The organism is Prevotella sp. P3-122, assembly GCF_002251365.1.
Classification (GTDB): Bacteria; Bacteroidota; Bacteroidia; order Bacteroidales; family Bacteroidaceae; genus Prevotella.
In genome coordinates this window covers 1-21377 of the sequence record NZ_NPJH01000091.1, presented here as the reverse complement: position 1 = coordinate 21377, position 21377 = coordinate 1, and the positions used below count along the sequence as shown (strand labels likewise).

Below are 21377 nucleotides of genomic sequence, written 5' to 3'. Positions count from 1 at the left end.
TACATTATGGTTTTCTTTGTCTACGTAGACGTGAAGCCCACATCCACGCACCCATTTCCCACAAAGAGTATGCCCACGGAGAAGAATGCGACAAAATGACTGAGGAACAAGACAATATGGCATGATAGAGGAACTTCCGCACCTAAATATTGCCGCAGAGGCGTTGAGCCGTTACCGTGAGGTTGTCGTTGAGTTTGTCGTATGGTATGACAAAAGTTGGGCGGCCTGCTGCGTAGGGTGCAATCTCGTAGGGATTATACACGAACTGTATGCCGTCGGCAGTAAACAGCGGAGGACACTGAGGCATGGGCATTGTGTAGATATAATTCTCGTCGAAGAGTAGGTTCTTCAGTTCGTCATCGGTTTTCACGTTGAAATACTCCCTCAGTCCCTGGCGCATGAGTTCCTGAACTTTCTCCCCGTTGCTGTTGCGTATTACCTCCCATCCGACACGTCGGCAGTCACTTTTCCGTAACGTAATGCCAAAGTGTACGCCAAGTCCGTGGGCACCACCCTGATAGGTCTCACAGTTATAGGCAATGGTGAGGAACTGTGGTGTGTCGGCAACAGTAGTGATTCTGACGTTCCAGTAGAACTTGTTGTCAGCATCCGATACCTCCTTCAGCTGCTGATAGTCAGGCAGCCAGTCTTTGATGGTCTGGGAATGATAATACGACATGATAGCATGAGGAGAGGTGTACTCACCCTGGTATGTGCCACCGAGAGCCTCGCTGGCATATTCGGCAATAGCCTGCGCCAAGGCGGAGGTTGTGTCGGCAGGATGCTGAATGGCTATGGCGAAATGGCCCATGTCGATGTCGGCAACCAAGCTGTCGCCTACCATCTCGACAGATGTAGCGCAAGCCTCTTTCGGGCTGCATGAAAGAAATACTCCCAGTCCGCAGCATGCACTTGCAGCAGACATCAGCAAAGACAATGATTTCGTTCTCATTTTGGTTTTTGTTTATTGGTTATTTATAGTCACAGGTGCTATAACAACGCGCACCATTATATATATAACAATGGGACGCAAGCAATCTTGCATCCCATCATGTTAATTATCACAAAAAACGTTCTCTTACATCTTACTTGCATGGAGTCCAGGGCTTCAGCTGCTTGAAGAAGTCGTTGCCCTTGTCATCGACGAGGATGAATGCGGGGAAGTCCTCTACCGTTATCTTCCAGATGGCCTCCATGCCCAGCTCTGGGTACTCCACGCACTCTATGCTCTTGATGGAGCTTTGTGACAGGACTGCTGCCACACCGCCTATGGTGCCGAGATAGAAGCCTCCATGCTTCTTGCACGCCTCTGTCACACAGTCACCACGGTTGCCCTTGGCTATCATCACAAGGCTGGCGCCATTGTCCTGGAATTCGTCAACGTATGGGTCCATGCGGTTTGCCGTAGTCGGTCCCATAGAGCCACATGGATAACCCTCTGGTGTCTTGGCTGGTCCGGCATAGAGTATTGGATGATCCTTGAAGTATGCCGGCATCTCCTCGCCTGCATCAAGACGTGCCTTGAGCTTGGCGTGAGCGATGTCGCGGGCAACGATGATGGTACCCTTGAGGTTGACGCGGGTGCTTACGGGATATTTTGTAAGCTCGGCACGCACGGCATCAATACCCTTGTCAAGGTCTATCTCTATGCCCTTGGCGCCCTCGCCCGGACGGCGCAGCTCCTCGGGAATAAGCTCTGTGGGGTTCTCGTCCATCTTCTCAAGCCAGATACCGTCCTTGTTGATTTTTGCCTTTATGTTTCTGTCGGCCGAGCAGCTCACACCCATACCGATAGGACAACTTGCTCCGTGGCGCGGCAGGCGGATAACTCTGATGTCGTGGGCAAGATACTTGCCTCCGAACTGTGCTCCGAGTCCAATCTTGTGTGCTTCCTCCAAAAGCTTGTTCTCAAGGTCGATGTCACGGAACGCCCTTCCTGTCTCGTCGCCTGTGGTAGGCAGGTTGTCATAGTACTTGATGCTTGCGAGCTTCACCGTGAGCAGGTTCTTCTCTGCCGATGTGCCACCAATTACGAAGGCTATGTGGTAGGGAGGACATGCAGCCGTTCCGAGCGACTTCATCTTCTCTACGAGGAAAGGCAGCAGTGTGCCCTCGTTCTGTATGGTAGCCTTTGTCATGGGATAGAAGTAGGTCTTGTTGGCCGATCCACCACCCTTTGCCACCATGATGAACCTGTACTCAGCTCCCTCCACTGCCTCTATATCAATCTGGGCTGGCAGGTTGCAGCGGGTGTTCACCTCATCGTACATGTTGAGGGGAGCATTCTGCGAGTAGCGCAGGTTGTCCTGAGTATACGTGTTGTAGACACCGAGCGACAGAGCCTCCTCGTCCTCAAAGCCAGTCCATACCTGCTGTCCTTTCTCGCCATGAATGATGGCCGTACCAGTATCCTGGCAGAAGGGCAGCACGCCCTTAACTGCAGTCTCAGCATTGCGCAGGAACTGCAGAGCCACATACTTGTCGTTCTCGCTGGCCTCAGGGTCTCTGAGGATAGCTGCCACCTGCTCGTTGTGGGCACGGCGCAGCATAAACTCACAGTCGTGGAAGGCCTGCTGAGCCAAAAGGGTCAGTGCCTCCTTGCTTACTTTCAAAATCTCGTGCCCCTCGAAGTCTGCTGTGCTGACTCCGTCCTTTGAGAGCAGGCGATACTCCGTATCGTCCTTGCCCATCTGGAACATGGGCGCATACTTGAAATCCGGTGTTGTTGCCATAGTTTTATTAGATATTATATATATATAAATATGTATAGTGTCTTTTATCTCTTACTCTTCAAAATCCACCTCATGGTCAAGACTGTCTATGAAGTTTCGGAACACATCCTCCTCCACATCCCCCATAGCGTATTCCTTTTCGGCATCCTTTCTTATCTCGGCAATCCATGAGCGCCGTGCCGTAATATAGTCGGCATGAATGCGTGCTGCATCCTCAAGCGTCAGCTCGTCGAGATGATAGTAGTCGAGTATCATGCGGTATGTCCATGTCCACTGGTATTCGCGGTAGTGGTTGTCTATATCACGGAACCTCTCCACTACAGAGTTGACATCCGACAGCGTGCCGTCCTTTATCTCATTCACAAGTCTCTGCTCCTCCGATGCTGGCAGCAGCAGTCCAGAAAGGTCGTTCCAGTCGCCAAGCCCCACATCCGTAGTAGGAGGATTAAGCTCTGGGTCTCGCTTAAGCACCCTCTTGAGCACGGCCCCCATGTATATGCGCAGGGCTATATCGTAGTATTTTATGCCCTTGCGCAAGGACGAGGCGTTGATGACATACTCATGGTAATTGTATGTAGAGACATTGTCTCCAGAGGCCTTCCGCAGATCCTCAAGGATGGTCTTGCCCTTCAGTATCTCTCCCACGGAGAATGGCGACAGCCAGTCGAAGTTGACAATACTCTTCTGCGAGCCTGCGGGGCGCACGTCCCTCTTGGGCCATTTTCTTATGTCTCGGTATAGTCCTACAGTAGTGATGTTTCGGCCAGGTGCCAGGAACATGGTGTCGCCGCCCGCTATGAGGTATGAGAAAGGCAGATTGCGTGTGTTGGGATGGTGCATGAGCTTGCCCATGCAGACAGAGAAGGTTCCAATGGTAGCCGGCATGAGCAGGTAGGCTCCGCTGGCCGTCTTCGTTCCTCTCTCCAGAACTCCCCAGTGCATAGGTCCCATCTTGTAGGCGTGGTTGGAGAAGTTGGTTGCCGAGCCGGCATTGTAGAACGAGAACATTCCGCCAATGAGCAGCGAGCTCTTGTGGTGGCTGGCCGTGAAGGGACCGCAGAAAGCCGCACACGCCTCGCCGTTGCTCATGTAGGAGTTGGCGAAGAACACCGATGCCGATGCCGTGAAGCCGTTGCTGAGCTGGCATGCCTCGCCCACGAAGCAGTCCTGTATCTTCACGCTGTTGATGATGCTTGAGCCGTCAGAGACTATGGAGTTCTCGCATATAACGCCCGTGCCAATATATACCGTGGCATTTGGAGAGCTCATTATGGTACAGTCGCTGAGCCTCGACGCTCCGTCTATCTCGCAGTCGTCGCAGATGACGGTATTGGTAATCTCCTTGGTATTGACTATCTTCACCCTGTCACCGATGACACCCCTCTCGGGAATTGTCGCCGCCACCTGTTCCCTGACCATTGTCCGTATGCGTGCCTTCAGTTCCTTGTCGGAAAAGTGCTTTACCATAAAAGCCGCAAACTGGCTGTTGAGGTCACGGAAGAGCACCACGTTGCCGTCGCCCACCTCGTTGAGCACCGATATAAGGTTGCCTTCTCCGTAGGTTGCGCCTTCAGTGGTCTCTATTGTGGACACGTTGGCTATGTGGCAGTCGTCACCAATGGTATAGTTGTTGATAAAGTTGCCTATCTTCTCTATCAGGCAGTTGTCGCCGATGGTGACATTGCGGAGCGTGGCATCGTTGATACCGGAATGCTTCACAAAGCCCTTGCTCACCTCGACATTCTTTTCGAACGCACCCAGCCTTATGGTGCCATAGAGCATCACCCGGTGCATGTAGTTGGGTCTGAAGTCCTCAGCCACCATCACGTCTGTCCAGTCCTCGGCCCAGCAGTTGTTGGCCTCCAGAATGTCTATCTCCCTGTCAGTAAGTTGTCTGTAGTTGTCCATCATTCTTCAATAGGGTATAAGAAATCATTGTATGGATATTTCTGCACATGCAGCTCGCGCACCTTTGCATACAGCGTGTCGCGCAGCTCATCGACATTCATCTTCTCTCTTGCCGATATGAACAGGCAGTCATCGTTTAGCTTTGCCATCCATGTCTTCTTCAGCTCGTCGAGCGAGATATTCTCCTTCGTGGGCGGAGTAAGGTCGTCGGGCTCTTTCTCTGTCCATGAATAGTTGTCTATCTTGTTGAAGACCATCATCAATGGCTTGTCAGCGCATCCGAGGTCCTTGAGCGTATTCTCTACTACCGTTATCTGCTCCTCGAAATCTGGATGGGAGATGTCCACAACATGCAACAGCAGGTCGGCCTCGCGTACCTCGTCGAGTGTCGACTTGAAGGAGTCCACCAGGTCTGTGGGCAGCTTGCGTATGAAGCCCACGGTGTCGGCAAGCAGGAATGGCAGATTGTCAACAACAACCTTTCTCACCGTGGTATCAAGCGTGGCAAAGAGCTTGTTCTCGGCAAAGACCTCGCTTTTGGCAAGAAGGTTCATAATAGTCGACTTGCCGACATTGGTATATCCCACCAGCGCAACCCTTATCATCCTGCCTCGGTTCTTGCGCTGTGTGGTTTTCTGCTTTTCTATCTCCACAAGCCTTTGCTTGAGCAGGGTTATGCGCTGGAGTATGATACGGCGGTCCATCTCCAGCTGAGTCTCTCCTGGTCCTCGCAGTCCCACACTGCCCTTGCCTCCTCCTGAGCCAGAGCCTCCACCCTGCCGCTCCAGGTGCGTCCACAGGCGTTGAAGCCTTGGGAGCATGTAACGGTATTGCGCAAGCTCCACCTGAGTCTTGGCGTTGGCAGTCTGAGCCCTCATAGCAAAAATGTCGAGAATGAGCGACGTGCGGTCAAGTATCTTCACTCCCAGCTCCTTCTCAATATTTCGCATCTGCTTGGCAGAAAGCTCGTCGTCGAAGATGACCATTCCCACCTCCCGCTCGTTGTCTTCCTCGTCTTTAATGAATTGCTTAATTTCCTCAAGCTTTCCTTTTCCAACGTATGTTGTCTGGCTTGGCCCTGCCACTCTTTGCGTGAACCGACGTATGGTTACAGCTCCAGCGGTGTCGGCAAGAAATTCCAGCTCATCAAGGTATTCCTTTGTCTTGGCCTCATCCTGCTCCTTGGTAATCAGTCCCACCAGGACGGCAGTCTCGGCCTTAGCCTCTGATATTACAAATTCTTTCATCTGCGGTGCATAATATGCTTGCAAAGATAGTGCAAATGAGTGGAATATCAAAACAAAAACACAGATTTGTTTTTTTGGGGAAGAAGACTGAGGTCTAAGGACTAAGGACTAAGGACCTCATCCCTCCTTAGACCTTACACCTCCCCACACACTGTAAACGTTTGCGTGGAAAAACGCAATAAAAATGACAACAGATTTGACATACATCAATATTTTCCCTACCTTTGCACACGAAATTAAGCTACAGACATAATATATTATCGATTTTCATAAGATCATAACTACATAATAACGCAAACTGCTGAAACATTCAAAAAATAATTGTTCCGATGTGATATCGGGACAATTTTTTTTGTATCTTTGCAAACCACAGACGACACATAAAGAATGTCACCATACGACATAAACCTAAGCAGAAATCTTATACACCAAACTTTTACACAATAATCTTTAAACACCACAATCATCATGAGACTTATAATAAAACCAGACTACGGGCAACTGTCGGCATGGGCCGCAGAACATGTCATCGAGCGCATCAACAACGCACGGCCTACACCAGAGCGCCCCTTCGTTCTCGGACTGCCTACCGGTTCCTCACCCGAGGGTATGTATGCCAATCTTGTCGAGGCGTATAAGCATGGAAGGGTAAGTTTCCGCAATGTAATAACATTCAACATGGACGAGTATGTTGGCATTCCGGAAGAGCACCCCGAAAGCTACCACTCATTCATGAAACGCAACCTCTTCGACCACATCGACTGCCCACAAGAGAATATACACATACTCAACGGCAACGCCGACAATCTGGAGGCAGAGTGCGCTGCCTACGAAGATGCCATCAGGAAGGCCGGAGGCATAGACCTTTTCATCGGAGGCATCGGACCCGACGGGCACATAGCGTTCAACGAGCCAGGCAGCTCCTTGGCATCGCGAACGCGCATCAAATCTCTCACTACAGACACCATCATCGCCAACAGCCGCTTCTTCGACAACGACCTCACAAAGGTGCCACGCCAGGCTCTGACAGTAGGCGTGGCCACAGTTATGGATGCCCGTGAGGTGATGGTTCTGGTAAACGGACACCACAAGGCACGTGCCCTGCAGGCTGCCGTGGAAGGGCCTCTAACACAGATGTGGACAGTCAGCGCAGTACAAAATCATCCACACGCCATAATCGTTGCCGACGAGGCCGCCTGCGACGAGTTGAAAGTGGGAACCTACAAGTACTTCAAGGATATAGAGGGCAAGTAGTTTAATAACTAACAGAACCCACCTTAAAAGATATTTCCATGAACTTAAACCTGTCATCACAAATCGTTCTCAACACCATTCCCGAACAATTCTACCGGCCACGCACGGCTGTTGAGAGGTCGGAAATCACAAGGGCAGAAAAAATGCCTACCGAGCTGTTCACTTCCGTAGACGAGGGAGCGGCACACATCGCCGACGCCATAGAGAAAACCATCAGGCTAAAGGCCGACAAGGGGCAGAACTGCATCCTCGGACTGGGCACGGGAATATCGCTCACCCCCATCTACGACGAACTTGCCAGACGGCACCTCGAGTGCGGGCTAAGCTTCAGAAACGTCATCGTTTTCAACGCTTACGAGTACTACCCACTTACTCCTGACGCCGCACACAGCAGCATCACCCAGCTACGCGAGAGGCTTCTCTCGCGCGTGAACATCAATCCCAACAACGTATTTACCCCCGACGGAACCATAGCGCAAGACAAGGTGCAAGCATACTGCCGCCAGTACGAGCAGCGCATAAAGGGCATGGGAGGCATCGACATCATGCTACTGGGCATTGGCCGCCTCGGAAACATTGCCACTAACGAGCCGGGAAGCGCGCTATCGAGCACCTCACGCATCATCCTCCTCGACCACACATCGCGTGAGGAGATGACCATGAGCTTCGGCTCTGAGACTCCCGTGCCGCCATGCTCCATCACAATGGGCATACAGACCATCCTGCAGGCACGCAAGATATTCCTCACCGCATGGGGCGAGAGCAAGGCAGACATCATATGCAGGGCCATAGAGGGACAGATGACCGACGCGTTGCCGGCATCGTTCCTACAGTCACACCAGAATGTGGAGGTGGTCATCGACCTGCCTGCGGCAAGCAGGCTCACACGCATCGTCCATCCATGGCTCGTCAGCTCATGCCAGTGGACAGACAAGCTGGTGCGCTCAGCACTCGTATGGCTGTGCCAGCTCACAGGGAAGCCTATCCTGAAGCTCACCAACAAGGACTACAACGAGAACGGGCTCTCGGAGCTGCTTGCACTCTACGGCTCGGCGTACAATGCCAACATCAAGATTTTCAACGACCTGCAGCACACCATCACTGGATGGCCTGGTGGCAAGCCCGGTGCTGACGACACCTATCGCCCAGAGAGGTCGGCACCATATCCCAAGAGGGTGCTCATCTTCTCTCCACATCCCGACGACGACGTCATCTCCATGGGAGGAACCATCCAGAGGCTCGTCACACAGGGGCACGACGTGAGCATAGCCTACGAGACAAGCGGAAACATTGCCGTCAACGACGAGGAGGTAACACGCTTCATGCACTTTATCAATGGTTTCAATCAGATATTCGGCCACAGCGCCGACATCGTAATCAACGAGAAATACCGGGAAATCAAGGAGTTTCTGCGCAACAAGAAAGCGGGCGACATTGATACCGCGGACGTACGAGCCATCAAGGGACTCATACGACGGGGCGAGGCACGCACGGCATGCACGTTCAACAACATACCACTATCCAAAGTCCATTTCCTCGACCTGCCGTTCTACGAGTCGGGAAAGATCGAGAAGTTGCCCATGAGCGAGAAAGACGTTGAGATTGTACGGCAGCTGATATGCGACATCAAGCCCCACCAGATATATATTGCGGGCGACCTCGCCGACCCTCATGGCACCCACCGCAAGTGTACCGATGCCGTACTGGCCGCTATCGACCTTGAGAGGCAGGCACAGACACCATGGCTCAGCGAGTGCAGGGTATGGATGTACCGAGGCGCATGGGCCGAATGGGACATCGAGAACATAGAGATGTGTGTGCCTATGAGCCCGGAGGAGCTACGACAGAAACGAAACGCTATACTCAAACACCAGAGCCAGATGGAGAGCGCTCCATTCCTCGGCAACGACGAGCGATTGTTCTGGCAACGGGCCGAAGACAGGAACCGAGCCACAGCAAAACTCTACGACGACCTCGGCCTCGCATGTTATGAGGCAATGGAGGCTTTCGTGGAATACAAAATCAGATAGTTGGCTGTGATAAGGGGCAATGTCAAGAGAGCGTGCCAACGTGACAATTATTATATATAAAAAAAATGTAGGAGAGGAAATTAACGTACTCTATAGTAATCGAATTTCCTATTATAAGGTTTTACTATTATACTGTTGTCATGTTGAAACCGACATGTCCGAAGCACGATGACCACACGCTCCAAGCAGAAAAGGGTTCAGCAGACATTTCCTGGGGCTACAGTGACCCGTATGGTGAGTCTGTCCTCCCTTTTCTCTTATTCAGAATAGGACTGACGATTTCGGTGCCAGTTTTGTCCATCTCTCACGCAAAGCTTTGCATCCGCCAACGCAAAGCTTTGCAACTGCCAACGCAAAGCTTTGCAACCGCCAACGCAAAGCATTGCAACCGCCAACGCAAAGCTTTGCATCTGACAACACAAAGCATTGCTCACGCAAATGGGTGCTATTTGTATCAAGCGCAAGTGGGGTATCATAGTTTTATTTTTTCCAACTGACACATGATTTCCCGCGTGAATATTTTCACATTTATCCAATTCTTCTTACCTTTGCAGCCGTTTTACCAAAAACAGCTTTATGAACAAACAGATTTTCAACAAGCGCTCTCCTATCCTGTTCAAGCATTTCAGCAGGAAGGGCTACGCACTCTTCGCATGTCTCGGACGAGAGGTGCTGATAGGGATGCTGAGTGTCGCCACGCTGACCTATGCGAAGGCCGACGGCATCAGCACCCGCACCTATCTTGCCGACGACTCATTGTCGCACGAGGAGGTGAAGCTCGATGAGGTTGTGGTAACCGGGTCGAGGGCGCCGCTGACTGCCTTGCAGTCGGCGAAAATCGTTGAGGTGATAACGCGCGAGGATATTGACCGTGCGGAGGCTACCACCATCAACGACATTCTGAAACTAACTACCGGCGTGGATGTCCGTCAGCGCGGTAGTTTTGGTGTACAGACGGACATCTCCATCAACGGCGGCACGTTCGACCAGATTACCATTCTATTGAATGGCGTGAACATCTCGAACCCACAGACAGGCCACAACGCTGCCGACTTTCCTGTATGTATTGATGACATTGAGCGCATAGAGGTGCTCGAAGGTGCTTCGGCAAGGGTCGTTGGATCCTCGGCATTCAGCGGTGCCATCAACATCGTGACAAGGTGCGACGACAGCAGCAACATCAGGGTTGCGGCAAACGCAGGAAGTTTCGGCACGTGGGACGGGAACGCATCGGTGGCTATTGCCAGCGGCGCATGGCGTAACAAGGTGAGCGGAGGATATGGTCAGAGCGATGGAGGGACGCAGAACAGCGACTTCAGGAAAAGACAGATGTTCTATCAGGGAACATTCTCCACTCTGGGACTGAAGCTTAACTGGCAGGCCGGAGCAATATCTAAAGACTACGGAGCCAGCACATTCTACAGTGCGAAATACAACAATCAGTACGAAGAGACAAGAAGATATATAGCCTCGGTGGGAGCAGAGCTGAAGCCTGCATGCAAGGCTGACGGATGGCTATCTACGCTGACGCTGACTCCAACGGTCTACGCACACCGCAACTACGACCACTACCAGCTGATAAAAGGCATGGAGGGAGCCAGCGCAGGGGAGAACTACCACAGGTTGGATGTCTATGGCGCCTCGCTTGGCATGCACTTCAAATGGGCGGCAGGAACAACGGCTCTCGGTGCGGACATAAGGAAAGAAAGCATACTCAGCACCGCATACGGCGACTATCTCGCCGAGGAGGAATACAAGAACATCCACGGCTCTGACAGACAGTACTCGCGCAAGGGGGAGAGGACCAACACAAGCCTCTTTGCCGAGCACAACATCCTGCTGGGAGGATTTACGCTCTCGGCCGGTCTGCTGGCATACTACAACTCTGATATCAACGCCAACATGGGCGTGTACCCTGGCATAGACATCAGCTACAGGCCAAACAGCAACTGGAAATTGTATGCCTCATGGAACGAGGCACTGAGGGTTCCGACATATACTGACTTGTATACGAGTAACTCCGTACAGCAGGGCGACGTGTCGCTGAAGCCGGAGAAGACATCGATGTTCAAAATCGGGGCGAAATACCGCACACATGGCGCAGAGCTGTTGGTAAGCGGCTTCTACAGTCACGGAAAGAACATGATTGACTGGGTGTACGAGACGGAGGAAGCCACGAAATACCACGCATTGAATATCGGAAAGATCGACAACATGGGATTTACCGCCGAGGCCATACTGCACCTAAGCGAGCTGTTGCCTGGCGGACCGCTAACAAGGCTGAAAGCCGGATATGCCTATATCTATCAGGAACACGAGACGGATCACCAGATATACAAGTCCCTCTACGCGCTGGAGTATCTGAGGCACAAGTTCATCTGCTCTCTCGATCACAAGATATGGAGCAAGCTTAGCGCAAGCTGGAGCCTGAGGTGGCAGCAACGCATGAACGGCTTCCATCCCTATGCCAAGCTCGACTGCAAGGTAATGTGGACGGCAGACAACTACCGACTGTATGTCATGGCCGACAACATCACAAGCCACAGATACTACGACATAGGTGGTGTGAAGCAGCCTGGAATATGGATAATGGCTGGTGGCTCGATAAAGTTTAACTTATAGCAAAAACAATACCCCTCCCACAAAACGGGAGGGGCTTTTATTTATTATACATAAGTAATAAGGCGTGGGAATATGGGGAGAGCCATCACCCTTTCAGCTTGAAGGAGTTCTCGATGCTCTGTATCTCGTCCAAGAAATCCTTGTCTATCTTAAGGCGTGTCTCCACTTGCGAGCAGCTGTGTATGACAGTAGAATGGTCACGGTTGCCTACCAACTTGCCAATGCGACTTGCAGGCATCTTGGTGTACTTCTGTGCAAGATACATGGACACCTGACGGGCTACGACAAGGTCGCGCTTGCGGCTCTTGCCGCCGACGGCCGATGGCGAGACATTGAAGTGGTTGCATACGGTCTCTACTATCTCGTCTACCGTCAATGGCTTGTCGTCTACCTTCACGGCACGCTTGATTACCCTTTCGGCAAGCCGCATGTCGATGTTGCTATTGTAGACGATAGAGTATGCCATTAGGGAGTTGATAACACCCTGAAGGTCGCGCACGCTGCCATTGGCTGTCTGGGAGATAAACTGTACCACGTCGCGGGGTATCTTCAGGCCATCCTTACGTATCTTGTTCTCAAGAATGTCCACGCACAGCTTCTCGTTGGGTTTCTCTAACTCGGCTATCAGACCACAGGAGAAACGGGTGAGCAGACGCTCGGGCATGCCCTGCAGGTCGACAGGAGGACGGTCGGAGGCAAGGATGATGCGCTTGCCGTTTCGGAACAGATGGTCAAAGATATGGAAGAAAGTGTTCTGCGTAGCGGGCGATGTCATCCACTCCTGTATGTCGTCAACTATCAGCATGTCGATGGTCTGATAGAAACGTATGAAATCATTGATGGTACGCTGCAGGACGGAGTTGGTATACTGCACCTGGAAGAGTCGCGCACTGATGTAGAGCACCCGCTTCTGGGGATATAGCTGCTTGGTACGTAGTCCGATTGCATTGATGAGGTGTGTCTTGCCACATCCTGACGGACCGTATATGAACAAGGGATTGAACTGTGTAGTGTTGGGATGGTCGGCTATGGACATGCCCACAGATCGTGGCAACTTATTGCTGTCGCCCTCAATGTAATTGGTGAAAGACAAGTGGGGATTGAGCTGCGGGTCAAGCTGCTGTGGCTGGGCAGCATCGAGAATAGTCGGCGACTCGTTGGCACGAGTGCGGGCTTTTGGCTTGTCTATGTCTACGGGGTCTGCCTCTATGTCCTGAGACAGCTTGTGCTCCTTGTCGGTAACGACACGGTAGTTAAGCCTTATGCCAGGACAGAATGTACGACGCAGAACTTTTATAAGCAAGTCGATATAGTTCTCCTCGAGGTACTCATACACAAAGGGGCTGGGTACCTGTACCAGCAACGCCTTCTTGTCCTCGTCGAAAGACTCGAAGACGATGGGGCTAAACCATGTATCGTATTGCTGTTGTGTAACGTTCTCACGTATGAGCGCAAGGGCGTTGTCCCAACGAGCATCAGGACTTGCTTTCATCTATATAATATGTATTAATATATTGCGTTTGTAGACTATTTCAATTTATTCTGAGTGCAAAATTAATAAATTATTTTTTATGCGGCAAATCACCTATGCTACAACATCATCCATTGATTGTCCGTAATCAGCTTGTAATGTGGACTTTACTATCTGTAATAGTATAGCTTTCCATAATTGTACTTTTGCTATGTCTAATCTTCTGATAACAAACTGGTTGAATAGCTTTTACATGTATGTGCCAATTTTCAGTGGAACAAGTAGTTATAAACCCTAAAAGCATAAGAGTCAATAGTCTTTCACAAACCTTGAAAGATTGTGAAACATTACACTGTCAAATTTAGACGCATTTTAAATTATACCATATTGTACACCTTGTCCTAACCTATCACTTGTCTTTCTTGCCGAAAAGCGAGAAATGAACATAGCGTTTCGGGTGCTGGCGCAAGTCGATAAGCAGGGAGTCGGCGCTGCCCATGGTAGAGGTGAGGTTGTAATACAGCGACGGATCGTTCATCAACAGCCCCAGACTGCCATCGTTGCTGTTCAGCTTGGCAGTAAACGCACCTACCTCTGCTAATGTCTCGTCTACCTTGGCCATAGTGCCTGCCACGTCGACAGCTGCGAGGTTTGCCGTGAGGCGCTCGGTGTTGTCAAGAACATTGTTGGCCTTGCACATCATGGTGGGTACATTCCTGTTGAGTCCCGACATCATGGTGTTAAGCTCACGGGTGGTAACGGTGAGGTTGGATGTTATGGTCTGCACATTGGCAAGCGACTGCCTGATGGCAGGGTCGGCGAGTATGGCGTTGAGACTCGACACTATGGAGTCGAGCTTGGGAAGCATTCTCTCGAAAGTAGGCAACATGGCAGCAAGCTTTCCCATGGCGCCACCGTTGATGGCACCGATTATGGTGTCACCCGGCTCCACTCTCTCACGGGGATTGTTGGCAAGTAGCAGGTTCATCTTGACATTACCCATGAGGTCGCTGACAATCTCTGCTGAGCTACCTTTGGGTATGCGCATGGTATTGTTGACATCGAACTTCACGACAACATCTCCATTGGTCTCGTAGTCGTAGACGATATCCTTGACTACACCCACCTGGTAGCCATCGGCAAAGATTGGATTGGAGGCCGACAGCCCGCTGATATCCTTGAACTTCACATAGTAAGTGTGGTCGTTGGCGAACAACGACATACCCTTAAGGAAATTCATACCAAAATACAGCACCACAAGTCCGACAATGGCCACAAGGGCTATGCGCACTTCCTTAGTAAAATACTTCATTTTGTTCTGTTGTTTTTGAATTCACGTATTGCTTCGTTGACGTTCATCTTCGCACCATTCCTGAATGCTATGATGAATGCCTCGGGGAATTTGTCGAGCACCTGCTTACGCAGGCGGTATATCTCGTTGTAGTTGGCCGACGCTCCTACAGTATACTTGTAATAGCCAGCCTCCTGATAGTAATCGTAGTCCTTTAAGCCCTTCAGGTGGGCATCACCATTCTTGAGCTTTGACGAGGCCACAAGGATCTGCACCTTGAATATTGGTACTTTGTCAGCCACAGCTTTCGCCCCACTTTTATTCTTACCGCCACTCTGCTGCTGAGGCGTCTGCACGGCTGTTTCGTCCTGCTGCTTGGCCTGCTGCTCATCCTGCTGCTTGGCCTGCTGCTCGTCCTGCTGCACAGGTGGTGTATAGGGAACATTTACTATCTTGTTGTACATCCCGCGATAGGCATTGAAGGCATTCATCATTCCACGGCTGTAAAGGCCGACGGCCTCAGGCGAGTTCAGGAAACGCTCCTCGTCAGGCGTGGAGATGAAGCCCAGCTCTACCAGACAGCCAGGCATGGTGGAGAGCCTTAGCACGGCAAGGTTCGCCTGATGGGCTCCGCCATTCTGCCTTCCCGTAGCAGCACAGACGTTCTTCTGCATTTCCTTGGCGAGGTGAACACTCTGCTCCATGTTCTTGTCCTGCATGAACTCAAACATGATGTTGCTCTCGGGAGAGTCTGGGTCGAAGCCCTGGTAGCTTTCCTTGTAGTCGTCCTCAAGCAGTATCACGGCGTTCTCACGCTTTGCAACCTCAAGGTTGGTAGAGATGCCACTACCGCTGCTGCCCTTTCCTAAAGTGTAGGTCTGGAAGCCTCGTGCAATTCGTCCACCGCTCAGCGCGTTGATGTGTACCGAAATGAAAAGGTCGGCCTTTACCCTGTTGGCTATGGCGGCCCTTTCCTTAAGCTCTACGAAGACATCGCTCTTGCGGGTGTAGACGACTTTCACATCGGGACACTCCTGCTCGACCAGTTTGCCAAAAGCCAGGGCATACTTCAGCGTGAGGTTCTTCTCTTTGGATATGGCTCCCGGAGCACCATCGTCACGACCGCCATGACCGGCATCAATGACAAGGGTAAACGACTTGTTCTGTGCAACTGCAGGGAGCATCCATGAGAGGAGAAGCATCACTGAGAAGACTACTATCTTGTACATATTATATTATGTGTTTGCAAAAGTAAGGAAATAAAACAAGAAAACCTAAAACTACCGATTAGTTTTATCATTTATTAAGTGTAGCTCGACTCCAGCTCCATGGCAATCGGCCCCAAAAGGTGGATTGAGTTTCGTTACCTTGACATCAATCTGGGTAACATCTGAATATCGGCGGCTTATGCGGTCGGCAATTCTGTAGGCCACACGCTCCACCAGCTGGCTCGGCACAGACATTTCCTGTCGGACAATCTCGCACAGCCCGGCATAGTTTACCGTATCGTCAACATCATCTGACAGCATGGCCACGCTGACATCGTAGCCTACACGAAGGTCTACGGAGTAGTCATTACCCGTAAAACGCTCCTGCGGCATCACGCCATGGAAGGCATGAAACCGCAGGTCGTTGATATATATGAAGCTTTCCTTCAGAAACATTTTTTTCAAGTTGACAAGTTGACAAGTATATGATTGACGAGTATACAAGTTAACAAGTATACCAGTTGACAACTTAAGAGATTATCCACAGCGGCTGGCACCACAATTGCTGCATATCAGGCATCCCTCCTGATAGACGAGGGTCTCCTGACCGCAGTTGGGACACTTCTGCCCCTTTGCCTCGGTACCATCCACAATATATTTCTTAAGCGCACGTTCCACACCGTTCTTCCAAGTATTGATGCTCTCGCTCTTGAGCTGCAGCGAGCCTACGAGCTTGATGACATGGTCGATAGGCATACGGTAGCGGAGCACTCCAGAGATGAGCTTGGCATAGTTCCAATACTCTGGGTTGAATTTCTCGCTCAGTCCCTCAACGGTAGTCTTGTAGCCGCGCTTGTTCTCGAACTGGAAGTCGTAGCGGCGGGAGCCGTCATCACCGATATGCTTGATAATCTTACCCTTGGTAACGCTCTTGGGAAGCATGATGCCCTCGTCGTCGTCCTGTAGACCAGTGAATATCTCGTATGGATATCCATCGAGCAGTCCTACGAAGGCAACCCACTTCTCCTTATTGTTCTGGAACCTTACGACATCGCACTCCAACTCCTTAGGGCGTACCTCCGTAACAACCGGATGCTTGCATGGCAGTGGCTCGTCCTGTGCTGAGCTATCTTTCTTCTTGTCTTTCTTCGATACTGAGATCATCACTCCTGAGCGGCTGCCATCCCTGTAGATGGTGCATCCCTTGCATCCGGACTTCCATGCCTCAACATAGAGTTTGTTGACAAGTTCCTCGTCGACATCGTTGGGCAAGTTCACAGTGACGCTGATAGAATGGTCCACCCATTTCTGTATGGCTCCCTGCATACGCACCTTCATGAGCCAGTCTACATCATTGGCTGTAGCCTTATAGTAAGGCGACTTCTCCACAAGGGCGTCAATCTCCTCCTGGGTATATTTTTTGGTAGTGTCAATATTGTTCACCTTCATCCACTCAAGGAACTTCTTGTGATAGACGATATACTCCTCGAATGAGTCACCCACCTCATCGACAAAGTCTACGTGGACATCGGTGTCATTGGGATTAACCTTACGGCGGCGCTTGTACACAGGCATGAAGACAGGCTCTATACCACTTGTGGTCTGCGTCATGAGACTGGTAGTTCCAGTAGGAGCAATGGTAAGGCAGGCGATGTTGCGGCGGCCATACTTCACCATATCCTCGTACAGTTGTGCGTCGGCCTCTCTGAGACGGTTGATGAACGGATTGGCCTCTTCCCTCTTGGCGTCGAATATCTCGAAGGCACCACGCTCCTTTGCCATCACCACGGACGAGCGATAGGCATTAAGCGCCAAGGTGCGATGTACGGAAACAGAGAAGTCGGTGGCCTCATCGGTACCATAACGCAAGCCCATGGCAGCGAGCATGTCACCCTCGGCGGTGATGCCGACACCGGTACGGCGGCCCATTCCGCTCTTCTTCTTTATCTTCTCCCACAGATGATACTCGGCACCCTTAACCTCGTCGGACTGTGGGTCTATCTGTATCTTCTCCATGATGAGGTCTATCTTCTCCATCTCCAGGTCGACGATGTCGTCCATGATACGCTGTGCAAGCTGCACGTGCTTGGCAAACTTGTCGAAGTCGAAGGTTGCCTCTGGAGTAAACGGATTATTTACATAGCTGTAGAGATTTATGCTCAGCAGACGGCACGAGTCGTAGGGACACAATGGAATCTCGCCACAGGGATTGGTGCTGACCGTACGGAAGCCCAAGTCGGCATAACAGTCAGGAATGCTCTCCCTGAGTATGGTGTCCCAGAACAGTACGCCAGGCTCAGCACTCTTCCATGCGTTGTGTACAATCTTCTTCCACAAGTCCCGGGCAGAGATTTCCTTCCTTACGTCAGGATTGTCAGAGCCGATAGGGAACTGCTGGACGTAAGGCTTGCCGTCGACGGCGGCCTGCATGAACTCATCGTCAATCTTCACCGAGACATTGGCACCAGTAACCTTGCCCTCAGTCATCTTGGCGTCAATGAACGCCTCGCTGTCGGGATGCTTCACGCTAACACTAAGCATCAGGGCACCACGACGGCCATCCTGGGCAACCTCGCGTGTGGAGTTACTATATCTTTCCATAAAAGGAACAAGACCTGTCGACGTGAGTGCGGAATTGTTCACAGGAGACCCCTTCGGACGAATATGGCTGAGGTCGTGGCCAACACCACCGCGCCTTTTCATCAGCTGAACCTGCTCCTCGTCGATACGCATAATAGCGCCATAGGAGTCGGCATCGCCCTCAAGACCTATGACGAAGCAGTTGCTAAGACTGGCCACCTGCTGCCTGTTGCCGATGCCCGTCATTGGGCTGCCAGCAGGGATGATATATCTGAAATGACCGAGTAGCTCGAAGATTTCCTGTGCTGACAGCGGGTTGGGATACTTGTTCTCAATCCGGGCTATCTCATTGGCAATACGCCAATGCATATCCTCGGGCGAACGCTCATAAATGTTTCCGAAACTGTCCTTCATGGCATACTTGTTCACCCAAACACGGGCTGCGAGCTCATCACCATCGAAGTACTTCAAAGAAGCCTCGGAGGCTTCCTCGTAAGAAAATGTCTTTGTAGATTCCATTGCTTAGTATAATGATGCGGCAAAGATAGACATATTTTCCGAAATACAGAAATTATTTTTTGGAAAACTTTCTTTCAATATTTCACATAAAAGTTTTCCAAAACAGATAACTTTATGAGTGCCATAAAGATACTACAAGTATCATAAAGTAAAGCCTGTTTTTTAACCAGAAACAAATTCACGATAAATTTTGCGTCATATTTCATTTTTCTGTGTATCTTTGCACTGTCATATTACATATTAAATATAAAAGCGGGAACCATCCATTACCGCCAAAACAAAAATAAACACATGAAGAATATAACAACAAGAAGAAGCATAAGGAAATATTCCGACCGCGAAGTAAGCAGCCAGCTCCTTGACACCCTGTTCCAACAAGCTGCGAGAACACAGACTATGGGTAACATGCAACTATACAGCGTAATAGTTACCCGTTCTAAGGAGATGAAAGAAAGACTGGCACCAGCACACTTCAACCAGCCCATGGTAACGGGCGCCCCCGTAGTGATAACAGTGTGCGCGGATTTCAGGCGTGCCACAGACTGGTGCCTGCAAAGACATGCAGACCCGGGGTACGACAACCTCCTGTCGTTCATCAATGCCAGCACCGATGCCCTGCTGTTCACTCAGACATTCTGCAATCTCGCCGAAGAGGAGGGATTGGGTGTCTGCTTCCTTGGAACAACCGTCTACATGCCGCAGCTCATCATCGAGGCCCTGAAGCTGCCAAAGCTTGTCATGCCCGTAGCCACACTGACCGTTGGATGGCCAGACGAGCAGCCCGCTCTCTCCGACCGTCTGTCCACCGATGCCTTCGTCCACGGAGAATACTACCATCCCTACTCTGCCGACGACATCAACCGCCACTACGCTGCCAAGGAAGCACTGCCAGAGAACCGCGAGTTCGTAAGAATAAACAACAAGGAGACACTTGCGCAGGTATACACCGATATCAGATATACACGAAAAGACAACGAGGCCATGTCGGAAGGCTTCATGGAGGCATTAAAGAAACAAGGGTTTCTGAAATGAAGGCAATGGAAATCGTTGAACATAACAGACCTTTGACTTGCACCGTGTGTAATATTCTATAAATGCAATGCTTTGCATAGTCCGATGCAACAAAAAGCATTGGCATCCAATCGCTTTCGTTATAAGAAAACGTGAATATCACAGCGTTAACTTAATATTTGAAGCAGGTTAACCCAGTACGTTTTTCAAAACGATTAACTGAATACCTTAATTAATAAATAGGGTGACCAGTTTGATGTGCAAAAAATGGATATCCTAATTCTGAAGTTCATGTCGGTAATTGTCGCGCTTACATCGCGACAATTACCTATTTGTAGTTGCCATCACTAACTCCACACAGTTTTTCTACAGCGCCACATATACGCTCCAACATCGAAATAATTGTCTTCTGGTTGTCAAGCATTTGCTGAAATTGGCTTGCGCCGTCTTCCTCAGCCACGCCAAAAACCTTGCTGCTTGCATGCAGAAGTTTGTTTTCCGATGTTATTTCTCTTATATAGGTATCAATATATTCCGTGTTTCTGCCCATAAGCGAGGCCAACTCGCCAAGGCTGGCATTCGGACTGTCAATATACAATGTCGCAAATGTGTGCCGACATGAATAATAGCTTGTACTCGCTATATCAATCGGGCATTCTCTCAAAACCGAATTGTTGAGCTGTCTCCACCATATCTTTAGATTTCTGTTTACTGTGCCATTTAGCTTTTTCACCTTATTATATATATAGGTGTCGTCAGCCAATTCGCTACAAATTGGAAATAGATACTGCCGTTTATGCTTTTTGGCATCCTCGAACAATACTTTAAAGAGATGATGGCGCTTTACGTGTTCCTTTGGAATAACAATCTTTACCTCTTTTCCGGTTTTTCGTCTAGATGTCACTATGATGAAACAATGTCTTTTCTCCAACACACCTTCTTTTATGGATGCCATCTTCAACATCAGAAGATCTGCAAACGAAAGCCCCTGAAGATAAAAGCCCATTATAAAGCACAACTGGGAAAAGACTTTTATGTAACAACTGGATGACACCAATAGGGCAACACTTTCTCTTCGCTTTGCAATGTGATTGTTGTAGTTTTCCCAAAATGACTTCTCACAGGCATCAAACTGCATTCTCGTCAATGCCTGATGATGCTTGTGCTTACAAAAATACCTTTTCTCGTCTATCAACGAACATGGATTTATATCAATGAAACCATGTCGCTCGCAGAATAAAAACAACGATTTCACTATACCATATATAATACATGCGCTGTTTGGAGCATAGGTGTTTTCAAGATAACGGCAAAACGATGAAATGTCAGCATCGATTACCTCACCGATAATATCACATTTTGCATTCAGGTGTCTTTCAAACAAAGACAGGGCATACCTGTATAGACGTGATGTGGTATCCCTTCTTGTCCTCGTCTGCATAAAACCCTCTATAGCCCCACTGATTTTAATCTTTTTATTCATTTATGCTTGTTAACATTTATA

Annotated in this window: 14 protein-coding genes; 4 read left to right on the top strand and 10 right to left on the bottom strand. The window is 50.1% G+C overall.

Annotation, left to right across the window (positions count from 1 at the left end; genetic code table 11):
• Window positions 1-142: 142 nt before the first annotated feature.
• The 4 genes from CIL02_RS14530 to hflX form a co-directional block, all read right to left on the bottom strand.
• Complete coding sequence (locus tag CIL02_RS14530) at window positions 143-952, bottom strand: RsiV family protein (RefSeq protein ID WP_094402803.1); 810 nt, start codon at window positions 950-952, stop codon at window positions 143-145.
• Between the two features lie 133 nt (window positions 953-1085).
• Window positions 1086-2732, bottom strand: a complete 1647-nt coding sequence (locus CIL02_RS14525; protein WP_094402801.1) for a fumarate hydratase — start codon at window positions 2730-2732, stop codon at window positions 1086-1088.
• Window positions 2733-2783: 51 nt separating this feature from the next.
• Entirely contained in the window at window positions 2784-4640 is a 1857-nt protein-coding gene (locus tag CIL02_RS14520; protein WP_094402892.1) for a DUF4954 family protein, read from the bottom strand.
• Complete coding sequence (hflX, locus tag CIL02_RS14515; protein WP_094402800.1) at window positions 4640-5887, bottom strand: GTPase HflX; 1248 nt, start codon at window positions 5885-5887, stop codon at window positions 4640-4642. The genes CIL02_RS14520 and hflX overlap by 1 nt, the downstream gene beginning before the upstream one ends.
• Before the next feature lie 468 nt (window positions 5888-6355).
• Between hflX and nagB the strand changes: the two genes are divergently transcribed.
• The 3 genes from nagB (at window position 6356) to CIL02_RS14500 (ending at window position 11793) form a co-directional block, all read left to right on the top strand.
• Window positions 6356-7141, top strand: coding sequence for a glucosamine-6-phosphate deaminase (gene nagB, locus CIL02_RS14510; RefSeq protein ID WP_094402798.1), 786 nt, complete (start codon window positions 6356-6358; stop codon window positions 7139-7141).
• A gap of 38 nt (window positions 7142-7179) precedes the next feature.
• A complete protein-coding gene (locus CIL02_RS14505) occupies window positions 7180-9171 on the top strand; it encodes a glucosamine-6-phosphate deaminase (RefSeq protein WP_094402797.1) in 1992 nt (663 codons plus the stop codon).
• Window positions 9172-9747: 576 nt separating this feature from the next.
• Window positions 9748-11793, top strand: coding sequence for a TonB-dependent siderophore receptor (locus CIL02_RS14500; RefSeq protein WP_094402795.1), 2046 nt, complete (start codon window positions 9748-9750; stop codon window positions 11791-11793).
• An 85-nt stretch (window positions 11794-11878) separates the two neighbouring features.
• Here the strand turns inward: CIL02_RS14500 and dnaA are convergent, their stop codons facing one another.
• The 5 genes from dnaA to CIL02_RS14475 form a co-directional block, all read right to left on the bottom strand.
• Window positions 11879-13285: a chromosomal replication initiator protein DnaA gene (gene dnaA, locus CIL02_RS14495; protein WP_094402794.1), complete on the bottom strand. Its 1407-nt coding sequence runs from the start codon at window positions 13283-13285 to the stop codon at window positions 11879-11881.
• A gap of 388 nt (window positions 13286-13673) precedes the next feature.
• Window positions 13674-14576 (bottom strand): MlaD family protein, encoded by a 903-nt coding sequence (locus tag CIL02_RS14490; protein ID WP_094402792.1) that lies wholly within the window; start codon window positions 14574-14576, stop codon window positions 13674-13676.
• Window positions 14573-15784: an N-acetylmuramoyl-L-alanine amidase gene (locus CIL02_RS14485; RefSeq protein ID WP_094402791.1), complete on the bottom strand. Its 1212-nt coding sequence runs from the start codon at window positions 15782-15784 to the stop codon at window positions 14573-14575. Before CIL02_RS14485 ends, CIL02_RS14490 begins: the two co-directional genes overlap by 4 nt.
• A 51-nt stretch (window positions 15785-15835) precedes the next feature.
• The gene (gene folB / locus CIL02_RS14480; RefSeq protein ID WP_094402789.1) at window positions 15836-16219 is read right to left on the bottom strand and encodes a dihydroneopterin aldolase; all 384 of its coding nucleotides are present in this window, start codon (window positions 16217-16219) and stop codon (window positions 15836-15838) included.
• Window positions 16220-16300: 81 nt separating this feature from the next.
• The gene (locus CIL02_RS14475; RefSeq protein ID WP_094402788.1) at window positions 16301-18862 is read right to left on the bottom strand and encodes an adenosylcobalamin-dependent ribonucleoside-diphosphate reductase; all 2562 of its coding nucleotides are present in this window, start codon (window positions 18860-18862) and stop codon (window positions 16301-16303) included.
• A 291-nt stretch (window positions 18863-19153) separates the two neighbouring features.
• On the opposite strand from CIL02_RS14475, the gene CIL02_RS14470 reads away from it, so the two are divergent.
• The gene (locus CIL02_RS14470) at window positions 19154-19894 is read left to right on the top strand and encodes a nitroreductase family protein (RefSeq protein ID WP_094402786.1); all 741 of its coding nucleotides are present in this window, start codon (window positions 19154-19156) and stop codon (window positions 19892-19894) included.
• Window positions 19895-20201: 307 nt separating this feature from the next.
• Here CIL02_RS14470 and CIL02_RS14465 read toward each other — a convergent pair whose 3' ends face one another.
• Window positions 20202-21356: a hypothetical protein gene (locus tag CIL02_RS14465; protein ID WP_094402785.1), complete on the bottom strand. Its 1155-nt coding sequence runs from the start codon at window positions 21354-21356 to the stop codon at window positions 20202-20204.
• Window positions 21357-21377: the final 21 nt, after the last annotated feature.